This window comes from Advenella kashmirensis W13003 (genome assembly GCF_000506985.1).
GTDB classification, from domain to species: Bacteria; Pseudomonadota; Gammaproteobacteria; order Burkholderiales; family Burkholderiaceae_B; genus Advenella; species Advenella kashmirensis_A.
The window spans coordinates 766,650-781,150 of sequence record NZ_KI650979.1 but is presented as its reverse complement, the minus strand read 5'-3'; the positions used below and the strand labels follow the sequence as shown (position 1 = coordinate 781,150).

Sequence of the window (14,501 nt, the reverse complement as noted above, 5' to 3'; positions counted from 1 at the left end):
GTGCCACAACCTGAAGCAATTGTATGAAAATTGATTTTGAAACTTTCAAGACAGATTTAAGTTTGACCAAGGCGGATATTTGCCGTGAATTATATTTGCAGCACGGGGATATGATCCGGATTCAGAAGGAGCATGTGGCGGTTAAAAATCTCGTGCGTATCATCGATTCGACTCTGCGGCTGGCGGGCTCCAAGGGCTTTCACGCCATGTCGTTACGTGATTTGTGTGCCGACTCGGGGTTCAGTATTGGGGGCTTATATGCGTATATACGCAATAAAGATGATTTGCTTGTCCTGATACAAGGGCATGGGTTTTTGCTTACCAAACGCGTTCTTTTAAAGAGCATAGAGGATATCGTCGCTCCTTTTGATCAATTGCGGGCCGCAGTCTCCTCTCATCTTTTTCTAAGTGAATTAATGTTGCCGTGGTTTTATTTTTCGTTTATGGAAGTTAAAAGTCTGCCGAAAAAGCAAATGAAGGCGGCCATTGCAGTTGAGCAGGAAATTGAAGATATATTTTTCAATATCATTTCAGATGGAATTGAGAAAGGTCATTTTTTGCCGATCAATGCCAGGTTGCTGTCATCAACCATAAAGGCGATTATGCAAGATTGGTATCTCAAGCGGCGTAAGTATCGTAATCAGTCGATTTCGGTCAGTCAGTATGTCGATTTCGTGATTGCGATGTTGACGGGAGTGTTGACAGACCCGGCTCGCACTCATTAAGTAAGGCGATCATGGTTCGGGGCGCACGGCAGGCTGTAATGTATGAACCAGCCCAGCCTTGCGCTTCGGTGATAACGTTTAGCGATTGTCGTCGTTCATTTTGCCGACAATGTCCTTTTCTTCCGCAAAGGTTTTGACAGCAAAATCGGCGTATTGCTTGTGATCCATATAATACGTCTGTATTCCGTATTCGCTGATGGCTCTCAGAAAGACCGGGTCCTGCGTAGCCGCTTTCACGGCCGCATCCAGTTTTTCTACGATTTCAGGCGGCAGGCCTTTGGGCCCGGCCAGACCCAGCGGTGACGGTATCACAACTGGGTAACCGGCTTCGGTAAAGGTGGGTACGGAGTCGAATGCCGCCAGCCTGTCTTTTGAAGCTACTGCCAGGACTCGAACAGTGCCCGATTTATAGTATGGCAGGATCGTGTTGGTGCTGACAACAGCCTTCACATGGCCGCCCATCAATGCGGTAATTGCCTCGGCATCTCCCTTGAATGGGACATGCGTCAGTTTGGCGCCGGTGGCGTTATTGAGTTCCACCATGACCATTTGATTACCGGTAAAGCGGCCGGGCGTTCCCACAGTCATCTCTTCGGGATGTTGCTTCGCGTACTCGACAAACTCCTGGACTGTTTTCAGGGGCGACTTGGCGTCTACGGCCAGTGCAAAATCATAATTGGAAAAAGACGCAATATAGGTCAGGTCCTTGATCGGGTCATAGCGGGTTTTTTGCAGATATGGCTGTCTGAAAATACCGTGAGGCGACAGGGTCAGTTTATAACCATCGGGGCGCGTGCGAACCATTTCCTGCGCACCCATGGATCCGGCTGCGCCAGGCTTGTTTTCGATGACGATTGTTTGCTTCAGATAGCGTCCCATGCTTTCTGCCAGCGCCCGCCCGATCAAATCCGACGTGCCGCCTGCGGCGTAAGGCACGACGATACTGATGGGCTTGTCGGGATAATCGCCGGCTGCGCTTGCAAGGCAGGGCGCGATGAGCAGCAGCGAGCCTGCCAGAAATTTCCCGACGCGGAAGATGTTATTCATATATTAGCCTGTTGATAAAATTGAAACCGAAGACTGATTATAGGTGGGCTAACGATTAAATTCATCTGCATGGCCGGGCACTGCATCGATTGAGTACACCCGTTTTGCTGGGCGGAACGGGTGGCCTTTAGTCAGTCGGGAATGATGCCCGCTGCTTTGATAATCCGGCCCCACTTTTGTGATTCAGCAGCCTGGAACTGAGCAAGGCCTTCCGGTGTGGTGGTGGCTACGTCGCCCGCAGTAGTCTCTTGAAAGCGTTTCCACTCAGGCTGTCCGGCGATCTTGATGAACATTTCATTAAGGCGTTGTACCAGTGAGGGATCCGCCTTTGCAGGAAGGTACACGCCTGTCCAGTAAGTCATGTCGTAGCCCTTGACGCCACTTTCAGCCACCGTTGGAATTGATGGTGCAATGGACAGGCGCCGGCTGCCGCTGGTGGCGAGGGCACGCAGTTTTTTTGCATTGATTTGTGGAATCGCAGTCGGACCATCGGCGAACATAAAGTCGACCTGGCCACCCATCAAATCCGTCACCGCCATCGGATTGCTTTTATAGGGAATGTTGACCACATCAATATTAGATAATTGCTTGAGCATTTCTCCAGCGACCCGGCTCGAGGAACTGCCGCTGCCGAAATTCATTTTTCCAGGACGCTGCTGCGCGGCTGCGAGCAGGTCCGATATGGACTTGATCGGTGAATCGTTTTGCACCACGAGCATCATTTGGCCTTTGCCCAGTAGCGTGACCGGCGTGAAGTCCTTGACCGGGTCATAAGGCAGTTTCTTGAAAAGATGCGCATTGGCTGCATGTGTGGTATTGGTCGTCATGAGCAGGGTGTAGCCATCCGGCTCGGCCCGAGCGACATGCTGGGATGCGATGAATCCACTGGCTCCTGCGCGGTTATCCACGACGACTGGCACTTTGTACTCGCTTGTCAAAGCCTGTGCAAAGATGCGCGCCTGTTGATCGGTGCCGCTGCCTGCGGCAAAGGGAACCACGATTGTGATCGGCTTGTTGGGATAGCTTTGGCCCGATGCAGCCTGTGCGCTGGCGCAGAAGGCCAGGGCACAAGTGAATCCGATTGTTGTTTTGATTGATGGCAGCATGGTTGGTCTCCGTAATTTAATTGTTTAGTGTTTGAATCTCTACTTAGCGAAAATGCGTTAATGTTCCTCCGCGCATCAACTTGCCCGGCAGAGGATGCCCGACGATTTCCTCGGCCAGGTGCGCGCACGCCACGAGCGCATCCAGATCGAGTCCGGTCGAAATGCCCATTTCTTCGCACATGAAGGCGAGATCCTCGGTGCAAATATTGCCCGCTGCACCGGCGTGACCCGCAAAAGGACACCCCCCCAGGCCTGCGCATGAACTGTCGAAAGAGTCCACGCCCATCTGCAGTCCGGCAAATGCATTTGCCATGGCCGTACCACGGGTGTCATGCAGATGCAGGCCAAGACGCTGCTCGGGATATTTGTCACGAATCGCGCCTATCACTCGCATTACCCGATCCGGATTGGCCCAACCTACAGTGTCGGCAAGCTTGAGGACAGGCAGGTGCAGGTTGAATTCGGCGACCAGGCTTTGAAGGCGGTCGACCTGTTCAAGTACGCGCCCGATCGTAATATCTCCTTCGAAATTACAGCCGAAAGCGGTCATGATGATGCCAAATTCCAATGGAATGGCCTGCTCGACGAGATAGGTCAGAACCGCTCGCTGTGACGCGATGAGGTCCGCCGTACCTTTGCCCTGGTTGTTCACGGAGAAGGTTTCGGAAGCATAGAGTCCGACCCAGGCCATCGGGTCCAGCGGCGTTGCCTGGGCCCGAAGCAGGCCGTGCTTATTGAGCCACAGCCCGGTGTATCGCACGCCGCTCTTTTGATTGATAGTCGCTGCCACCTTTTCAGCGTCGGCCATGGAAGGCACTCGGGTCGGGCTGACGAACGAGACACATTGAACTTCTTTTAACCCTGTCTCAGCCAGCGCCTCGACGAAGCGGACCTTATCGGCAGTTGGGATGGGGCCCTTTTCAATTTGAAAACCCTCGCGCGGGCCTTCTTCACTGATATACACCTGTTTGGGCAGGTTACTCATCGGACTCTCCTTGTGGCTCGGCAAGGCCGTACTGAATGTTATGTTCGCCCAGCCGTGGTCCGGTTCTGCGCAGCGAGGGGCGTTCGTGATCAATGGAAAGGGGCAGTGCGGTAAGCGTAAAGCCTTCCCCGGGAATCGGTTGCGCCATGCCCAGCGCCTGGGTTTGGGGGTGTGCCAGTGCCTGAGGGATCGTGTTCACCGGTGCGCATGGTACGCCCGCCTGTTCGAAGCGGGTGAGCCAGTGCGCGCGCGGTTGTTGCTTTAACACGGGCTCCAGTTGGGCGAATAACTCCGTTTTATGCGTGAGCCGGTCACGATTGGTGCTAAACCGACTGTCGGTTACCCAGTCCTGCCGGTTCAGTTCTTTCGATAACTTGGCAAACAGTCGATCATTCCCGCAGCAGATCAGGATGGGATCGTCTGCTGTGTCAAAAGACTCATAAGGTACAAAACCAGGATGCCCGGAACGGTGACGAGCCGGCATACGACCTTCATTTACATGGGCATCTGCTTTCTGTGCGTTCCAGGCCAGGGCGGTCTCAAGGAGCGAGGTTTGGACGATCCCGCCTTTGCCAGTTCGATGTCGTCGTTCCAGCAATGCAAGTGCGCCGATCACTGCCCACATGCCTGTTCCCTGGTCACATAATGACGCCGCGCTGCGCATGGGTGGGTCGTCGGGACCGCCATTGGTGCTGGACATCCCGCTGAATGCCTGTACCAGCGGCTCATAGCCTGGCTGACCGGACATGGGGCCGAGATGGCCGAAAGCCGAAATGGCGCAGTAAATGAGGCGAGAGTGGCGCGCACACATGCTGGCGCCATCGATCCCCAGTTGTTCGGTGACGCCCGGGCGCAGATTGTGAACCAGTATGTCGGTGTCTTGTGCAAGGCGCTCCAGTTCGGCCAGCCCGGCGGGCGACTTCAGGTCAATGACAATTGAGTTCTTGCCACGATTGAAAATGTGGAAGTTGAGTGCTGCGCCTTCGTGAAATGCCGGGCCCATATGACGAGCGTCATCGCCTACCCGGGCGCGTTCCACCTTGACGACTTCGGCGCCAAGATCGGCAAAAATTGCACCAGCAAAGGGGCCGGCGAGCACCTGCCCGAGTTCCAGCACTCGCACGCCTTCGAGTATTCTGTTCATATCATTTTCCTCCTTAGGACATTCTAGGGGCCAAAGACTGATTTTGGAATTAGAATAATTCGATCTGTCTGATCAACTTTTTGGATCACGTTTGCAATGAGAACATCCCTGACGCTCAAGCAGCTGGAATCGTTCGTGGAAGTGGCGCGCACCGTCAATTTCCGGGAGGCGTCCGATAACCTGCATGTATCCCAGCCTGCACTTAGCCGGACCATCCGGCTGGCAGAAGACGCCATCGGGACGCGCCTGTTTGACCGTGACACGAGCCATGTGGCGCTTACGCCCTCAGGCCGGGAACTGCTGCCGATCGCGACACGCATCCTGCAGGATTTCGACAGTGCATTCAGTGAACTGGGACAGTTTCTCGATGGCCATCGGGGACATATCACGGCCATGACGCTGGCGTCTGTCAGCGTGGCGCTGCTCACCCCCGCCGTTGCCTCGTTTCGTCAAATGTTCCCCCAAGTTGGGTTTACGTTGCTTGAAGGGCAGGATCAGGAAATCCTGTCAGCCGTGGCAGAGGGGAGGGCGGATTTCGGGATCTCCATGAGGCCTAAACGAAGTGAGCCCTTTTCCTACACGCATTTGCTGGACGACCCCTTCGTTCTGCTTTGCCGTGATGACGACCCGCTGGCTTGCCGACCCGTCGTTCAGTGGTCAGTATTTGAAAAACGGCCTTTCTTGCCCGCAACGGCGCGCAGCAGCATTCGGCCACTTACTGATGCCGCCATACTGGGTCAGGGCCTTCATGTCTCTGACTGCCTGGCGTATCCGAGTATTCCTGCTGTCGCCGCGATGGTCCGGGCCGAACTGGGCGTGACCGCAGTGCCCCGTCTCACATTGCAATTGCTTGACATGCAAGGCTTGACGACGGTGCCGCTGGTTGGGCCGGTCACCCGGCCGATCGGCCTGGTAACCAGGACAGGGCGCTCGTTGTCGCCTGCGGTCAGGGCGTTTATGGAGAAAATTGAGTCGGGATGGCGTGAAATAATTAATAAAGTTACTTGATTAAAATCAAGAAAATCTCTAACATTGCCACAAAACAATGATTGGAGACATGTCAATGCATATACCCGGCAGATTACTGGCAAGTGCCCTTTTAATTTGGGCGTACGCGCCTGCTCATGCGGCCTGGCCAGACAAGCCCATAAAAATGGTTGTGCCCTATGCACCGGGCGGTTCTACCGACACCATTGCCCGAAAATATGGGAGTTTTGTACAGGAAGTACTGAAGCAGCCTGTGGTAATCGAGAACAAGCCCGGCGCTTCTACAAACATTGGTGCAGATCAGGTGGTGCGTGCAAAACCAGACGGGTACACTTTTCTTTTCGGTGTAGATACGCTTGCGACAAATCCTTCCGTAGGACCGGTGCCTCCATTTGACGCCCGGAAAGCGCTGGTGCCGGTGAGTCTGGTCACGCACATCCCCGGGTTGATTGCCAGTAACGCTGATTTTGGGGGAGAGAAAATGAGTGATCTGATTGCAATGGCGAAAAAGGAGCCGGGCAAGTACACGATATCAAGCGCTTCTTTGTTCTTGCAGGTCGGATTGGTACAGAAGTACACGGGTTTGAATTTGCGACATATTCCGTATAAAGGCGGCGCGCAGGCTGCGATGGAAGCTGCGGGCGGCCAGGTTGATATGGTGTTCGCAAATATTCCCGTCTTGCAGACCCTTGTCAAAAGCGGCAAGCTGCGTCCTCTTGCTATTACGTCGGCCAAAAGAAGTGTGGCCTTACCCGATGTGCCCACGTTGGTTGAACTGGGAATGCCAAACGCAATAATCTCAAACTGGTATGCCGTCTTTGCTCCTGAAGGAACGCCGACTGACATTGTTAATCGGCTAAGCCAGGTCACGGCACAATTTGTGAATGACCCGCAAACGCGGGCGGACCTTGAGCCCATGGGTTACCAGTTAGGGTCTTCCACTGCAGAACAACTGCGCGTTCTTTTGGAGCATGAAACCAAATCGACGGCGGGGTTTGTCAAAGAAAACCCGTCACTCATTCATAAAAACTAAGTTTGTCAAGCGGGCCTGTCATTGTGCCTGTGGCAGGCTCCATTTTGTACCCGTTCGTATTATTTGTTCATGGAGGGCCAGTCATAGGCCATAAAATCCAGCGTGCTGCGCAATTGCTTCATCTGTTCTTGACCAAGTTGTTTTGACAGATCAAGCTCAACGCGGTCGATCACAGCATGCATGTCGCGCAAGTAGCCGATGCCGAACTCGGTAAATGAAATAAGTATGGCGCGCGCATCTGCGGGATCGGGTTCTCGTTGAACCAGCCCGGCTTTTTCCATTTGCTGTATGACCTGGGTGACTGCCTGTTTAGTCATACCTGCACGCCGCGCAATATCGGTGCTTCTTGTTCCTCCGATGTCGATATGCGGCAGTAGCATGAGGCACGAATCAGGAACAAGCGCTTGCCCTGTTTCCTGGATGAGCCGTGCAATTTCCATCACGAAATTTCGGCGAGCCAAAAGCAGAAGACGGCTGAGGCCTTTTGGACGAAGTGATTCTAATTGCTCAAGCTCTTGTTGCGTGGCCATGTGTTGTAGATGTAGACGTTCCCTGGTCGTTCAATTTTAGCAGAACAAAGACCAGGGAATAATCGGGATCACAGCATGCGACGAGTGCGATCAAGCGCTCTGCTCCTGTGCTTGTCTGCGCCGGTAAGAATGGACAAATTCCCGGGTGCCGGCAAAGACAGGTGGAAGGGCACGGCCATTCGGCAAAGTCAGCCAGGTACGCAACAACCTGCGCTTATCCTCGGGCTTATCATGATCCTGATATTTCGTACGGGAATGAAGAATGGAATAATTGTTTCCGACCTGTATGTCGCCAGGCTCCATGGAGAATGACATCTGCATATCGGGTTCATTGCAGATTTCGTCGAACAGGTCCAAGGCGGCAATTTGATCGTTATTTAATCGGGGAACGTCGGGAAAACGTTGGGCCATGTCTATATAGGCACGCTTGTACAATGCGCTGAGTTTGCCCTCGTAAAAATTGAAGATGGGAACCGATTCGATTTTTCTGCCATCGGGGTGTTGTTCGCGTGTGTCAAAATGAAAAGGCTGTTGCAGCGTTTTGGCCAATTCCGGCTTGCGTCTCAGGATTTCATTGAATAACTGGTTGACGCTCATCAGTTTGCTCACGCCACCGGATACAGCAGTTTTCAGACAAAGCAGCATGAAAGCATCTCCACCGTCGTTATGGAAAGTCAGCTCCTGATCCGTTTCATATCCCCGGGCAGCGCTGTTTTCTGTCAGATTTTTTCCTTTGTCGTGGACACTGTGGATCAAATTTCCCTGTTTATCCTGTTCCTCGGGTTCACCCAACAGCAAAGAGAGCGCCCAGATAAGACGCTCGTTTTGTGCAAGTGAATACTTCGCGACCGGGATCCCGCGCAGAACCTGAAACCCCCGGCCGTTCTCGAGCTCATCACGAATGCGATCAAATTTTCTGCTGACCAGCGGCATATCGAGATCTTTCGGCGTGATCTCCAGGGTGGTGTCATATTTGTCGGTAAGCGCCTTGACGGCAGTGTCAATTTCCTGCAACTCGGGCTCGGAGAAGTAACAGAGCCACTGGGTACCTTCGTTCAAATCTGCGCCTTTCCAGGTGGCCGGACCAGACAGGGGTGTAGTCAAAATGGGCGTCTTCATAGGGTCTCCTTATCAACTTTAATTTTAGTAAAGTTAGTTTACTAAAATTGCGTGGAAGTGGAAAGCCCTTTGTGAAATTATCGACACAATGATGTAATCTGGGCTTACTTTCATAGTGGCGAATCATGATTAAACTTTCCATCCGGCAACTATTGGCTATTCGCGAACTAGCCTCTGCGCGCAGTTTCACAGTCGCGGCCTCAAATCTTCATACAACGCAATCCAATCTGAGCATGACAATTCGTGAAGCGGAAGCCATTGTAGGGTTGCGGTTATTCGATCGCACAACCAAATTTGTAATTCCCACTGCAGCGGGTCAGAGTTTCGCCGATTCAGTCAGCCGACTGCTGGACGATCTGGACTCGCATATCGTCAACCTGCAAGCGCTGGGTGATCTCGCCAACGGTACGGTTTCCATCGGTGTAACGCCCTTGCTGGGCAGTACGCTGCTGGCGAAGGTCATCGCCCGATTCAATGAGCTTTATCCCGGTATTGCGATCCGCATAGAAGATGCATCCACGCACACGCTGGTTTCCCTGTTAACCCGGCGGGAAATCGATCTGGCTATCGGTACCTTTGAGGGCAGGGCTGCAGAAATTGAAATGCACCCCTTATTCGATGATCGTCTCGTGGCGCTGTCTCATCCATCTGTCGGTTTGAAGAAAAAAGTAAAGTGGGCAGAACTGCTGGACAAGAAAATTGTTGGTATTGACAAAGACAGCAGCGTCGGCAAAATGATCGAACATGCCTTCTGGAATGCCGCCAAACGCGTTGTTCGCCCGACGCTGGCATCCCATCATTGGCTGACGGTCATGGCGTTGACCTCTTCCGTGAAGGGCATATGCATTGTCCCAAGTTATGCATGCATATCCGGGTTCACGAGCAATCTGGTGCGCTCGGAACTGATTGAGCCGAGTATGTCCCGAACGATCAGTATTGCTTCCATCAAAGGCAGAAGCAGGTCGCCCGCGGCCGATGCGTTCATGCGCACGCTCACTCATATCATTGAAAATCAAAATTGATTCATCAATATTTCTGATATAAAAATCAATTAATTCGATTTTACTTATTTACCAGAGTTTCTTAGACTTATCCATCATCATGCAGCCCCAGCCGCTGGGCAGCGTTCACAAGAGGATGGGCAGGCACACGCAAACCTCCATCAGGATTGGTGAATGGTCTGTTCGGTGCCGGCCTATTTTTGCAAGATACGTCAATATGAATACTCAGGATAAACCTCTTTCCAAATATACCGTTCTGGACCTGACAGTCGCCCGGGCGGGCCCGGTTGCCGTGCGTTTGCTGGCCGATTGGGGTGCCACAGTCATCAGGATCGAACCGCCGGTCCGCCGGGACAGGGGTTCAATCATCGGCAAGAACAGGGGGTCGGACAGCCAGAATCTGCATCGAAATAAACGAAGCATTTGTCTTGATCTGAAAAGCCCGGAAGGGCGAGAGATTCTATACACCTTTGTCAAAAAGGCGGATGTTGTCGTCGAAAATTTCCGCGCCGAGGTCAAGGAAAGGCTGGGACTCAGCTACGATCAACTCAGGCAAGTGAACGACAAAATCATTCTTGCGAGTATTTCCGGCTTCGGCCAGGATGGGCCTTATAAAGACAGGCCGGGCCTGGACCAGATCCTGCAAGGGATGAGCGGACTCATGTCGGTCACGGGAGATGAGGCAACAGGCCCTACCCGCACGGGGATCGCTATCTCCGATACCACATCTGGCATGTTCCTGGGGCAGGGCATTCTGCTTGCCTTATTGCATAGAGAGATCACGGGCCAGGGGCAGTGGGTTCATACCTCGCTGCTGGAAAGCATGCTAAGCAAGCTGGATTTCCAGGGTTCGCGCTATACCATGAACAAAGAAATACCCGTGCAAACGGGAAATTTCCATCCAACGCTTTCTCCCATGGGAAGCTTCCACTCCAAAGACGGACTGGTGAATATCGCCGCGAGTACCGACAGGATGTTTGGTATGCTCTGCGACAAACTTGGCTGTCCTGAATATGGTTCGGATGAGCGATTCAGCAGCCCGGATAAACGCAAGGCAAATCGAAGTGAACTGGATGCGATCATCGAAGCACATACAAAAAATTTTACAAGCAGTGAATTGATCGATGCATTGAATCCATCCGGAATCCCTTGCGGACCGATATACAACATCGGACAGGCCTTTGAAGACCCACAAGCCAGGCACCTGAAAATGGTGACCCCTGCCGAGCACCCGGTACTGGGTACAATCGGTCTGGTTCGTTCCCCCATCAATTTATCGGCCTTTCCTCACGATGAAAAATTTCATCACGCCGGTCCCGATAATGGCGAGCATACGGAGCAAATCATGGCAGAGATGGGATTTAATTCCAAAGAAATAGAAGAGATGAAACAGAAAGGAGTCATTCAATGACAAGCACGGAAGCGACTTTGCCGCGATTGGACATCAATGGGCGTCTTGCCGTTATTACATTGAACAAACCGCATAAAGCCAATAGCCTGGATTCGAATGATTTGATGGAAATTGCCAGGCATATCGAAACGGTTAACCAGCAGGACGATATCCAGGTCCTGCAAGTCAGAAGTACAGGCAAGTATTTTTGCAGCGGCTACGATTTGCGCGGTTTCGGAAAGAAAACACATTCCTTTGAAGATATTGCAAACATGCTGGAGGACGCTCGGCCAGTCACAATCGCCGTATTGAACGGTGGCGTTTATGGCGGTGGCACCGACCTGGCCCTGGCATGCGATTTCAGAATCGGCAATCCGTTGGTGAATATGTTCATGCCCGCAGCAAGATTGGGTCTGCATTTTTACGAGCGCGGACTCAAGCGTTATGTCAGTCGTTTGGGGCTGAACGCCGCAAAAAAAATGTTTCTCACTGCAGAGAAAATCGATGCCGATGAAATGCTGTCGATTGGTTATCTGACCCATTTGGTCAGCGCAGACGCGCAGGAAGACGCTGTCAATAACTTGACCGAGCGCCTGGGTCAGATGGCGCCGCTGGCGCTGCTGGGAATGAAAAAGCATCTGAACAGCATCGCCCGTGGTGCACTCGATGTGGATGAACTGAAAAGCGATATTGCAATTGCCGCTAATTCAGACGATATCAAAGAGGGCGCATTGGCTTGGGCAGAAAAACGCAAGCCGGCATTCAAGGGCCGATAAATTAAAACAATGGAGAAAAAATGAAAAAATCATTTTTGCTGAAAACAACGCTGGCTTCACTCTCAATACTGGCTGCATCTACGGCATTGGCAGCCTATCCCGAAAAACCGATCACCTTACTGGTTGGCTATCCTGCGGGCGGCGCCGCCGATCTGACGGCCAGATTGTTTGCTGATAACCTGGGTAAAGCACTGAATCAAACAATTGTTGTTGAAAACAAGCCAGGTGCGGGCGCGACGATTTCCACTTCAAACCTGGCACGCGCCAAGCCCGACGGCTATACCCTGGGTATTGGCACCGCAAATACCTTCGGCGTGGACCAATATCTGTATCGCGTCAAATACACACCGAACGATTTCACACCGATTAGCCAGTTGGTGTCCTCTCCGCTGATTCTTGCCGTCAATAAAGATATTCCTGCCAATACTGTAGGTGAGCTTAAGGAATTGATCAAAAAAGACCCCGAGAACTTTAATTATTCGTCGTCCGGCATTGGTGGATCACCCCATATCGCGGGTCTGATGTTTGAAAAAGCAGTAGGCGAAGAAATTTTGCATGTTCCATTCAAAGGCGGTGCAGATTCCATGACGGCGATTGTGTCCGGCGAAGTCAAGTATTCATTCGGTACGGCTGCGTCTGTTCTGCCTTTGGGAAAGGCCAATCGATACAAGATGATGGGAGTGACGTCGGCTCACGCTTCGCCGATCGCGCCAGACCTGCCTGCATTGAACGAGTCAGGTCTGCCTGGCTTCACATATGAAATATGGTTCGGCTTGCTGGCACCCAAAGGATTGCCTGCAGAGATTGCGGATAAACTGTTTGCCGCAACGCAGACTGCATTGCAGAATAAGGAGATGCGTAAAAAACTGCTTGTCGAGGGTAATATCGTCAGAGCCTCCGGCTCGCGGAAGGAGTTTGGGGATTTTGTGCAAAAACGGGGAGCAGAAGCCCTTGATCGGCTAAAAGCGTCGAATGTGACGCTCAACTAAACGGCATTGGCCAGGGGAGATGCCTCCATCCGCTCTGAATCGTCCAGTTGTTGCAGGCGAACGCTAACGTTGTGCGCGAGTTCCTGCAGATCTCGCAAATAAGTGGAAACCGCTTTTTTTTCCGAGAGTATCGATGAAAAAAAAGTGATGCCGACCGACGCGACGACGCGATTCCCAACGATGACCGGGACCGCAATTGTTTGGGAAATGGGGCGGACTGCCTTGTTTCTTGTCGCATAGCCGGCGCGGCGTATGTCGTCCAATAGCGAGCAGAATGCCAGACGGTCACGAGCCGGTGCATCTTCCGGATCGTCAGACATAGCCAGCGCATCCAGCATGATTTGCTGCTCACTTTTATCGCAAAATGCCAGGTAGACGCGACCGAGCGCACGGCTGGCCATGCTCAGGCGCATATTGATGGACGAATGCAGAAGCGCAAGTGGCGATAGCGGGATGGTGCTGTACCGGACAACAACAGCGTTGTCCTCAAAAACAGCGATCGCCATAGGCCACTTAACCTTCAGTGTCATTGCATCCATCAGCGACATGGCTGCCTCGACAATTTTGGGCTCGCTATGGTAGCCCGCAGACAGCGTACGAACTTCTGAGGTCAGATAATAGGCGCCGTGCTGAGGCGCATGGCGTACGAGTTTAAGGTTCTCGAGGGTTCGCAGAAGACGCACTATAGTCGGTTTGGGCAGACGAGTCTGCGCGTGCAACATGTCCACGGTTGATACGGCCTGGCGGTTCATTGCCTGCAGCAGATCGATGGCGCGCGCGACGGAACGAACGGGTTGAGATGTGCCCAAAGCAGCTCCCGGATTGACGATATGACGCAGTGTCGGTGTTTACAGGCGTTGCACGCCCAGCCGCCGATGCGACTGGACCCTGCGGTTGCCATCATATTACACGACGGGGGAAGGCTGTGCTGCTGATTGTGCTGCCTGGCGCAGCAATGATTGGTCCGATCCGACCACGATCCAGTTAGCCCCCATGGCTGCATAAGTATCGCGTTCTGTGACATTGCCCACGGCGATACCTGCAATTTTACCGACGGATGTTGCGCTTTTTAAAGCGTGTTCAGTCGCTTGCGAGACGCGTGCGTGTTTGGGGTCATCCAGTCCGAAGGACAGGGCCAGATCTGCTCGGCCGATAAAAATGCCATCAATGCCTTCAACGTTCAATATATCTTCGACTGAGTTGACCGCCGTGTCGCTTTCTATCTGGGCGATCACCAGACTGCCCTCGGCAGCGATCAGACAGTCTTTCATGCTCAGCGTTCCGTAACGGGCAGCCCGCGGTGAGCTGGAGAAGCCTCGCTCACCTCCCATATATCGGCTTTTCCCTACAACCGCTTGCGCCTGCTGGGCGCTATCGACGTGCGGTACCAGCAGTCCGGCGGCACCGATATCGAGTACGGAAAGAATGGTTGCTGCAGTCGTGTCGGGTATACGCACAATTAAAGGCCATTTGGCAGCCCGGCTGGCGAGCATCAGAACGTCAAGCGCCGACCGATCCAGGGGCGCGTGTTCGGCATCCAGTACACCAAAATCGAGCGAACTCAGCCCGAGAATTTCAATCACGTGTGGGGAGTTGGTTTTGACGAATGTCCCAATTTGCGGGGCGTCGGAGGAAGGCTTGGATAACTTCATAGATCACTCGTTCTGAA

At 52.8% G+C, this 14,501-nt stretch carries 15 protein-coding genes; 7 read left to right on the top strand and 8 right to left on the bottom strand.

Annotated features, from left to right (window positions below; genetic code table 11):
* Nucleotides 1-23: 23 nt before the first annotated feature.
* On the top strand, nucleotides 24-725 hold the full coding sequence (locus W822_RS27790; RefSeq protein WP_024003813.1) for a TetR/AcrR family transcriptional regulator: 702 nt from the start codon (nucleotides 24-26) through the stop codon (nucleotides 723-725).
* Nucleotides 726-803: 78 nt separating this feature from the next.
* Here W822_RS27790 and W822_RS27785 read toward each other — a convergent pair whose 3' ends face one another.
* The 4 genes from W822_RS27785 to W822_RS27770 all read right to left on the bottom strand — a co-directional run bounded on the left by W822_RS27785 (nucleotide 804) and on the right by W822_RS27770 (nucleotide 5,007).
* Nucleotides 804-1,772, bottom strand: coding sequence for a tripartite tricarboxylate transporter substrate binding protein (locus tag W822_RS27785; RefSeq protein WP_024003812.1), 969 nt, complete (start codon nucleotides 1,770-1,772; stop codon nucleotides 804-806).
* A gap of 131 nt (nucleotides 1,773-1,903) precedes the next feature.
* Nucleotides 1,904-2,878, bottom strand: coding sequence for a Bug family tripartite tricarboxylate transporter substrate binding protein (locus W822_RS27780; RefSeq protein WP_024003811.1), 975 nt, complete (start codon nucleotides 2,876-2,878; stop codon nucleotides 1,904-1,906).
* A 43-nt stretch (nucleotides 2,879-2,921) separates the two neighbouring features.
* A complete protein-coding gene (locus tag W822_RS27775; RefSeq protein WP_024003810.1) occupies nucleotides 2,922-3,863 on the bottom strand; it encodes a hydroxymethylglutaryl-CoA lyase in 942 nt (313 codons plus the stop codon).
* A complete protein-coding gene (locus tag W822_RS27770; protein ID WP_024003809.1) occupies nucleotides 3,856-5,007 on the bottom strand; it encodes a CaiB/BaiF CoA transferase family protein in 1,152 nt (383 codons plus the stop codon). Before W822_RS27770 ends, W822_RS27775 begins: the two co-directional genes overlap by 8 nt.
* A gap of 96 nt (nucleotides 5,008-5,103) precedes the next feature.
* Here W822_RS27770 and W822_RS27765 point away from each other — a divergent pair, with 96 nt between their 5' ends.
* On the top strand, nucleotides 5,104-6,015 hold the full coding sequence (locus tag W822_RS27765; protein WP_024003808.1) for a LysR family transcriptional regulator: 912 nt from the start codon (nucleotides 5,104-5,106) through the stop codon (nucleotides 6,013-6,015).
* A gap of 49 nt (nucleotides 6,016-6,064) precedes the next feature.
* Nucleotides 6,065-7,027 (top strand): Bug family tripartite tricarboxylate transporter substrate binding protein, encoded by a 963-nt coding sequence (locus W822_RS27760; RefSeq protein WP_034279422.1) that lies wholly within the window; start codon nucleotides 6,065-6,067, stop codon nucleotides 7,025-7,027.
* 59 nt (nucleotides 7,028-7,086) lie between these two features.
* Here W822_RS27760 and W822_RS27755 read toward each other — a convergent pair whose 3' ends face one another.
* Nucleotides 7,087-7,557 carry a MarR family winged helix-turn-helix transcriptional regulator gene (locus tag W822_RS27755; protein ID WP_031242123.1) on the bottom strand — a complete coding sequence of 157 codons (471 nt, stop codon included), beginning with the start codon at nucleotides 7,555-7,557 and terminating at the stop codon, nucleotides 7,087-7,089.
* 90 nt (nucleotides 7,558-7,647) lie between these two features.
* Complete coding sequence (locus W822_RS27750; protein WP_024003805.1) at nucleotides 7,648-8,676, bottom strand: TauD/TfdA family dioxygenase; 1,029 nt, start codon at nucleotides 8,674-8,676, stop codon at nucleotides 7,648-7,650.
* A 125-nt stretch (nucleotides 8,677-8,801) separates the two neighbouring features.
* Here W822_RS27750 and W822_RS27745 point away from each other — a divergent pair, with 125 nt between their 5' ends.
* The 4 genes from W822_RS27745 (at nucleotide 8,802) to W822_RS27730 (ending at nucleotide 12,832) form a co-directional block, all read left to right on the top strand.
* Nucleotides 8,802-9,698, top strand: a complete 897-nt coding sequence (locus W822_RS27745; protein ID WP_024003804.1) for a LysR family transcriptional regulator — start codon at nucleotides 8,802-8,804, stop codon at nucleotides 9,696-9,698.
* Between the two features lie 196 nt (nucleotides 9,699-9,894).
* Nucleotides 9,895-11,088: a CaiB/BaiF CoA transferase family protein gene (locus W822_RS27740; protein WP_024003803.1), complete on the top strand. Its 1,194-nt coding sequence runs from the start codon at nucleotides 9,895-9,897 to the stop codon at nucleotides 11,086-11,088.
* A complete protein-coding gene (locus tag W822_RS27735; RefSeq protein WP_024003802.1) occupies nucleotides 11,085-11,843 on the top strand; it encodes an enoyl-CoA hydratase/isomerase family protein in 759 nt (252 codons plus the stop codon). Before W822_RS27740 ends, W822_RS27735 begins: the two co-directional genes overlap by 4 nt.
* Before the next feature lie 20 nt (nucleotides 11,844-11,863).
* Complete coding sequence (locus W822_RS27730; protein ID WP_024003801.1) at nucleotides 11,864-12,832, top strand: Bug family tripartite tricarboxylate transporter substrate binding protein; 969 nt, start codon at nucleotides 11,864-11,866, stop codon at nucleotides 12,830-12,832.
* Here W822_RS27730 and W822_RS27725 read toward each other — a convergent pair.
* Together W822_RS27725 and W822_RS27720 are read right to left on the bottom strand one after the other, a co-directional pair.
* Nucleotides 12,829-13,641, bottom strand: coding sequence for a DNA-binding transcriptional regulator (locus tag W822_RS27725; RefSeq protein WP_024003800.1), 813 nt, complete (start codon nucleotides 13,639-13,641; stop codon nucleotides 12,829-12,831). The genes W822_RS27730 and W822_RS27725 overlap by 4 nt on opposite strands.
* A gap of 96 nt (nucleotides 13,642-13,737) precedes the next feature.
* A complete protein-coding gene (locus tag W822_RS27720) occupies nucleotides 13,738-14,484 on the bottom strand; it encodes an HpcH/HpaI aldolase family protein (protein WP_024003799.1) in 747 nt (248 codons plus the stop codon).
* Nucleotides 14,485-14,501 lie beyond the last annotated feature (17 nt).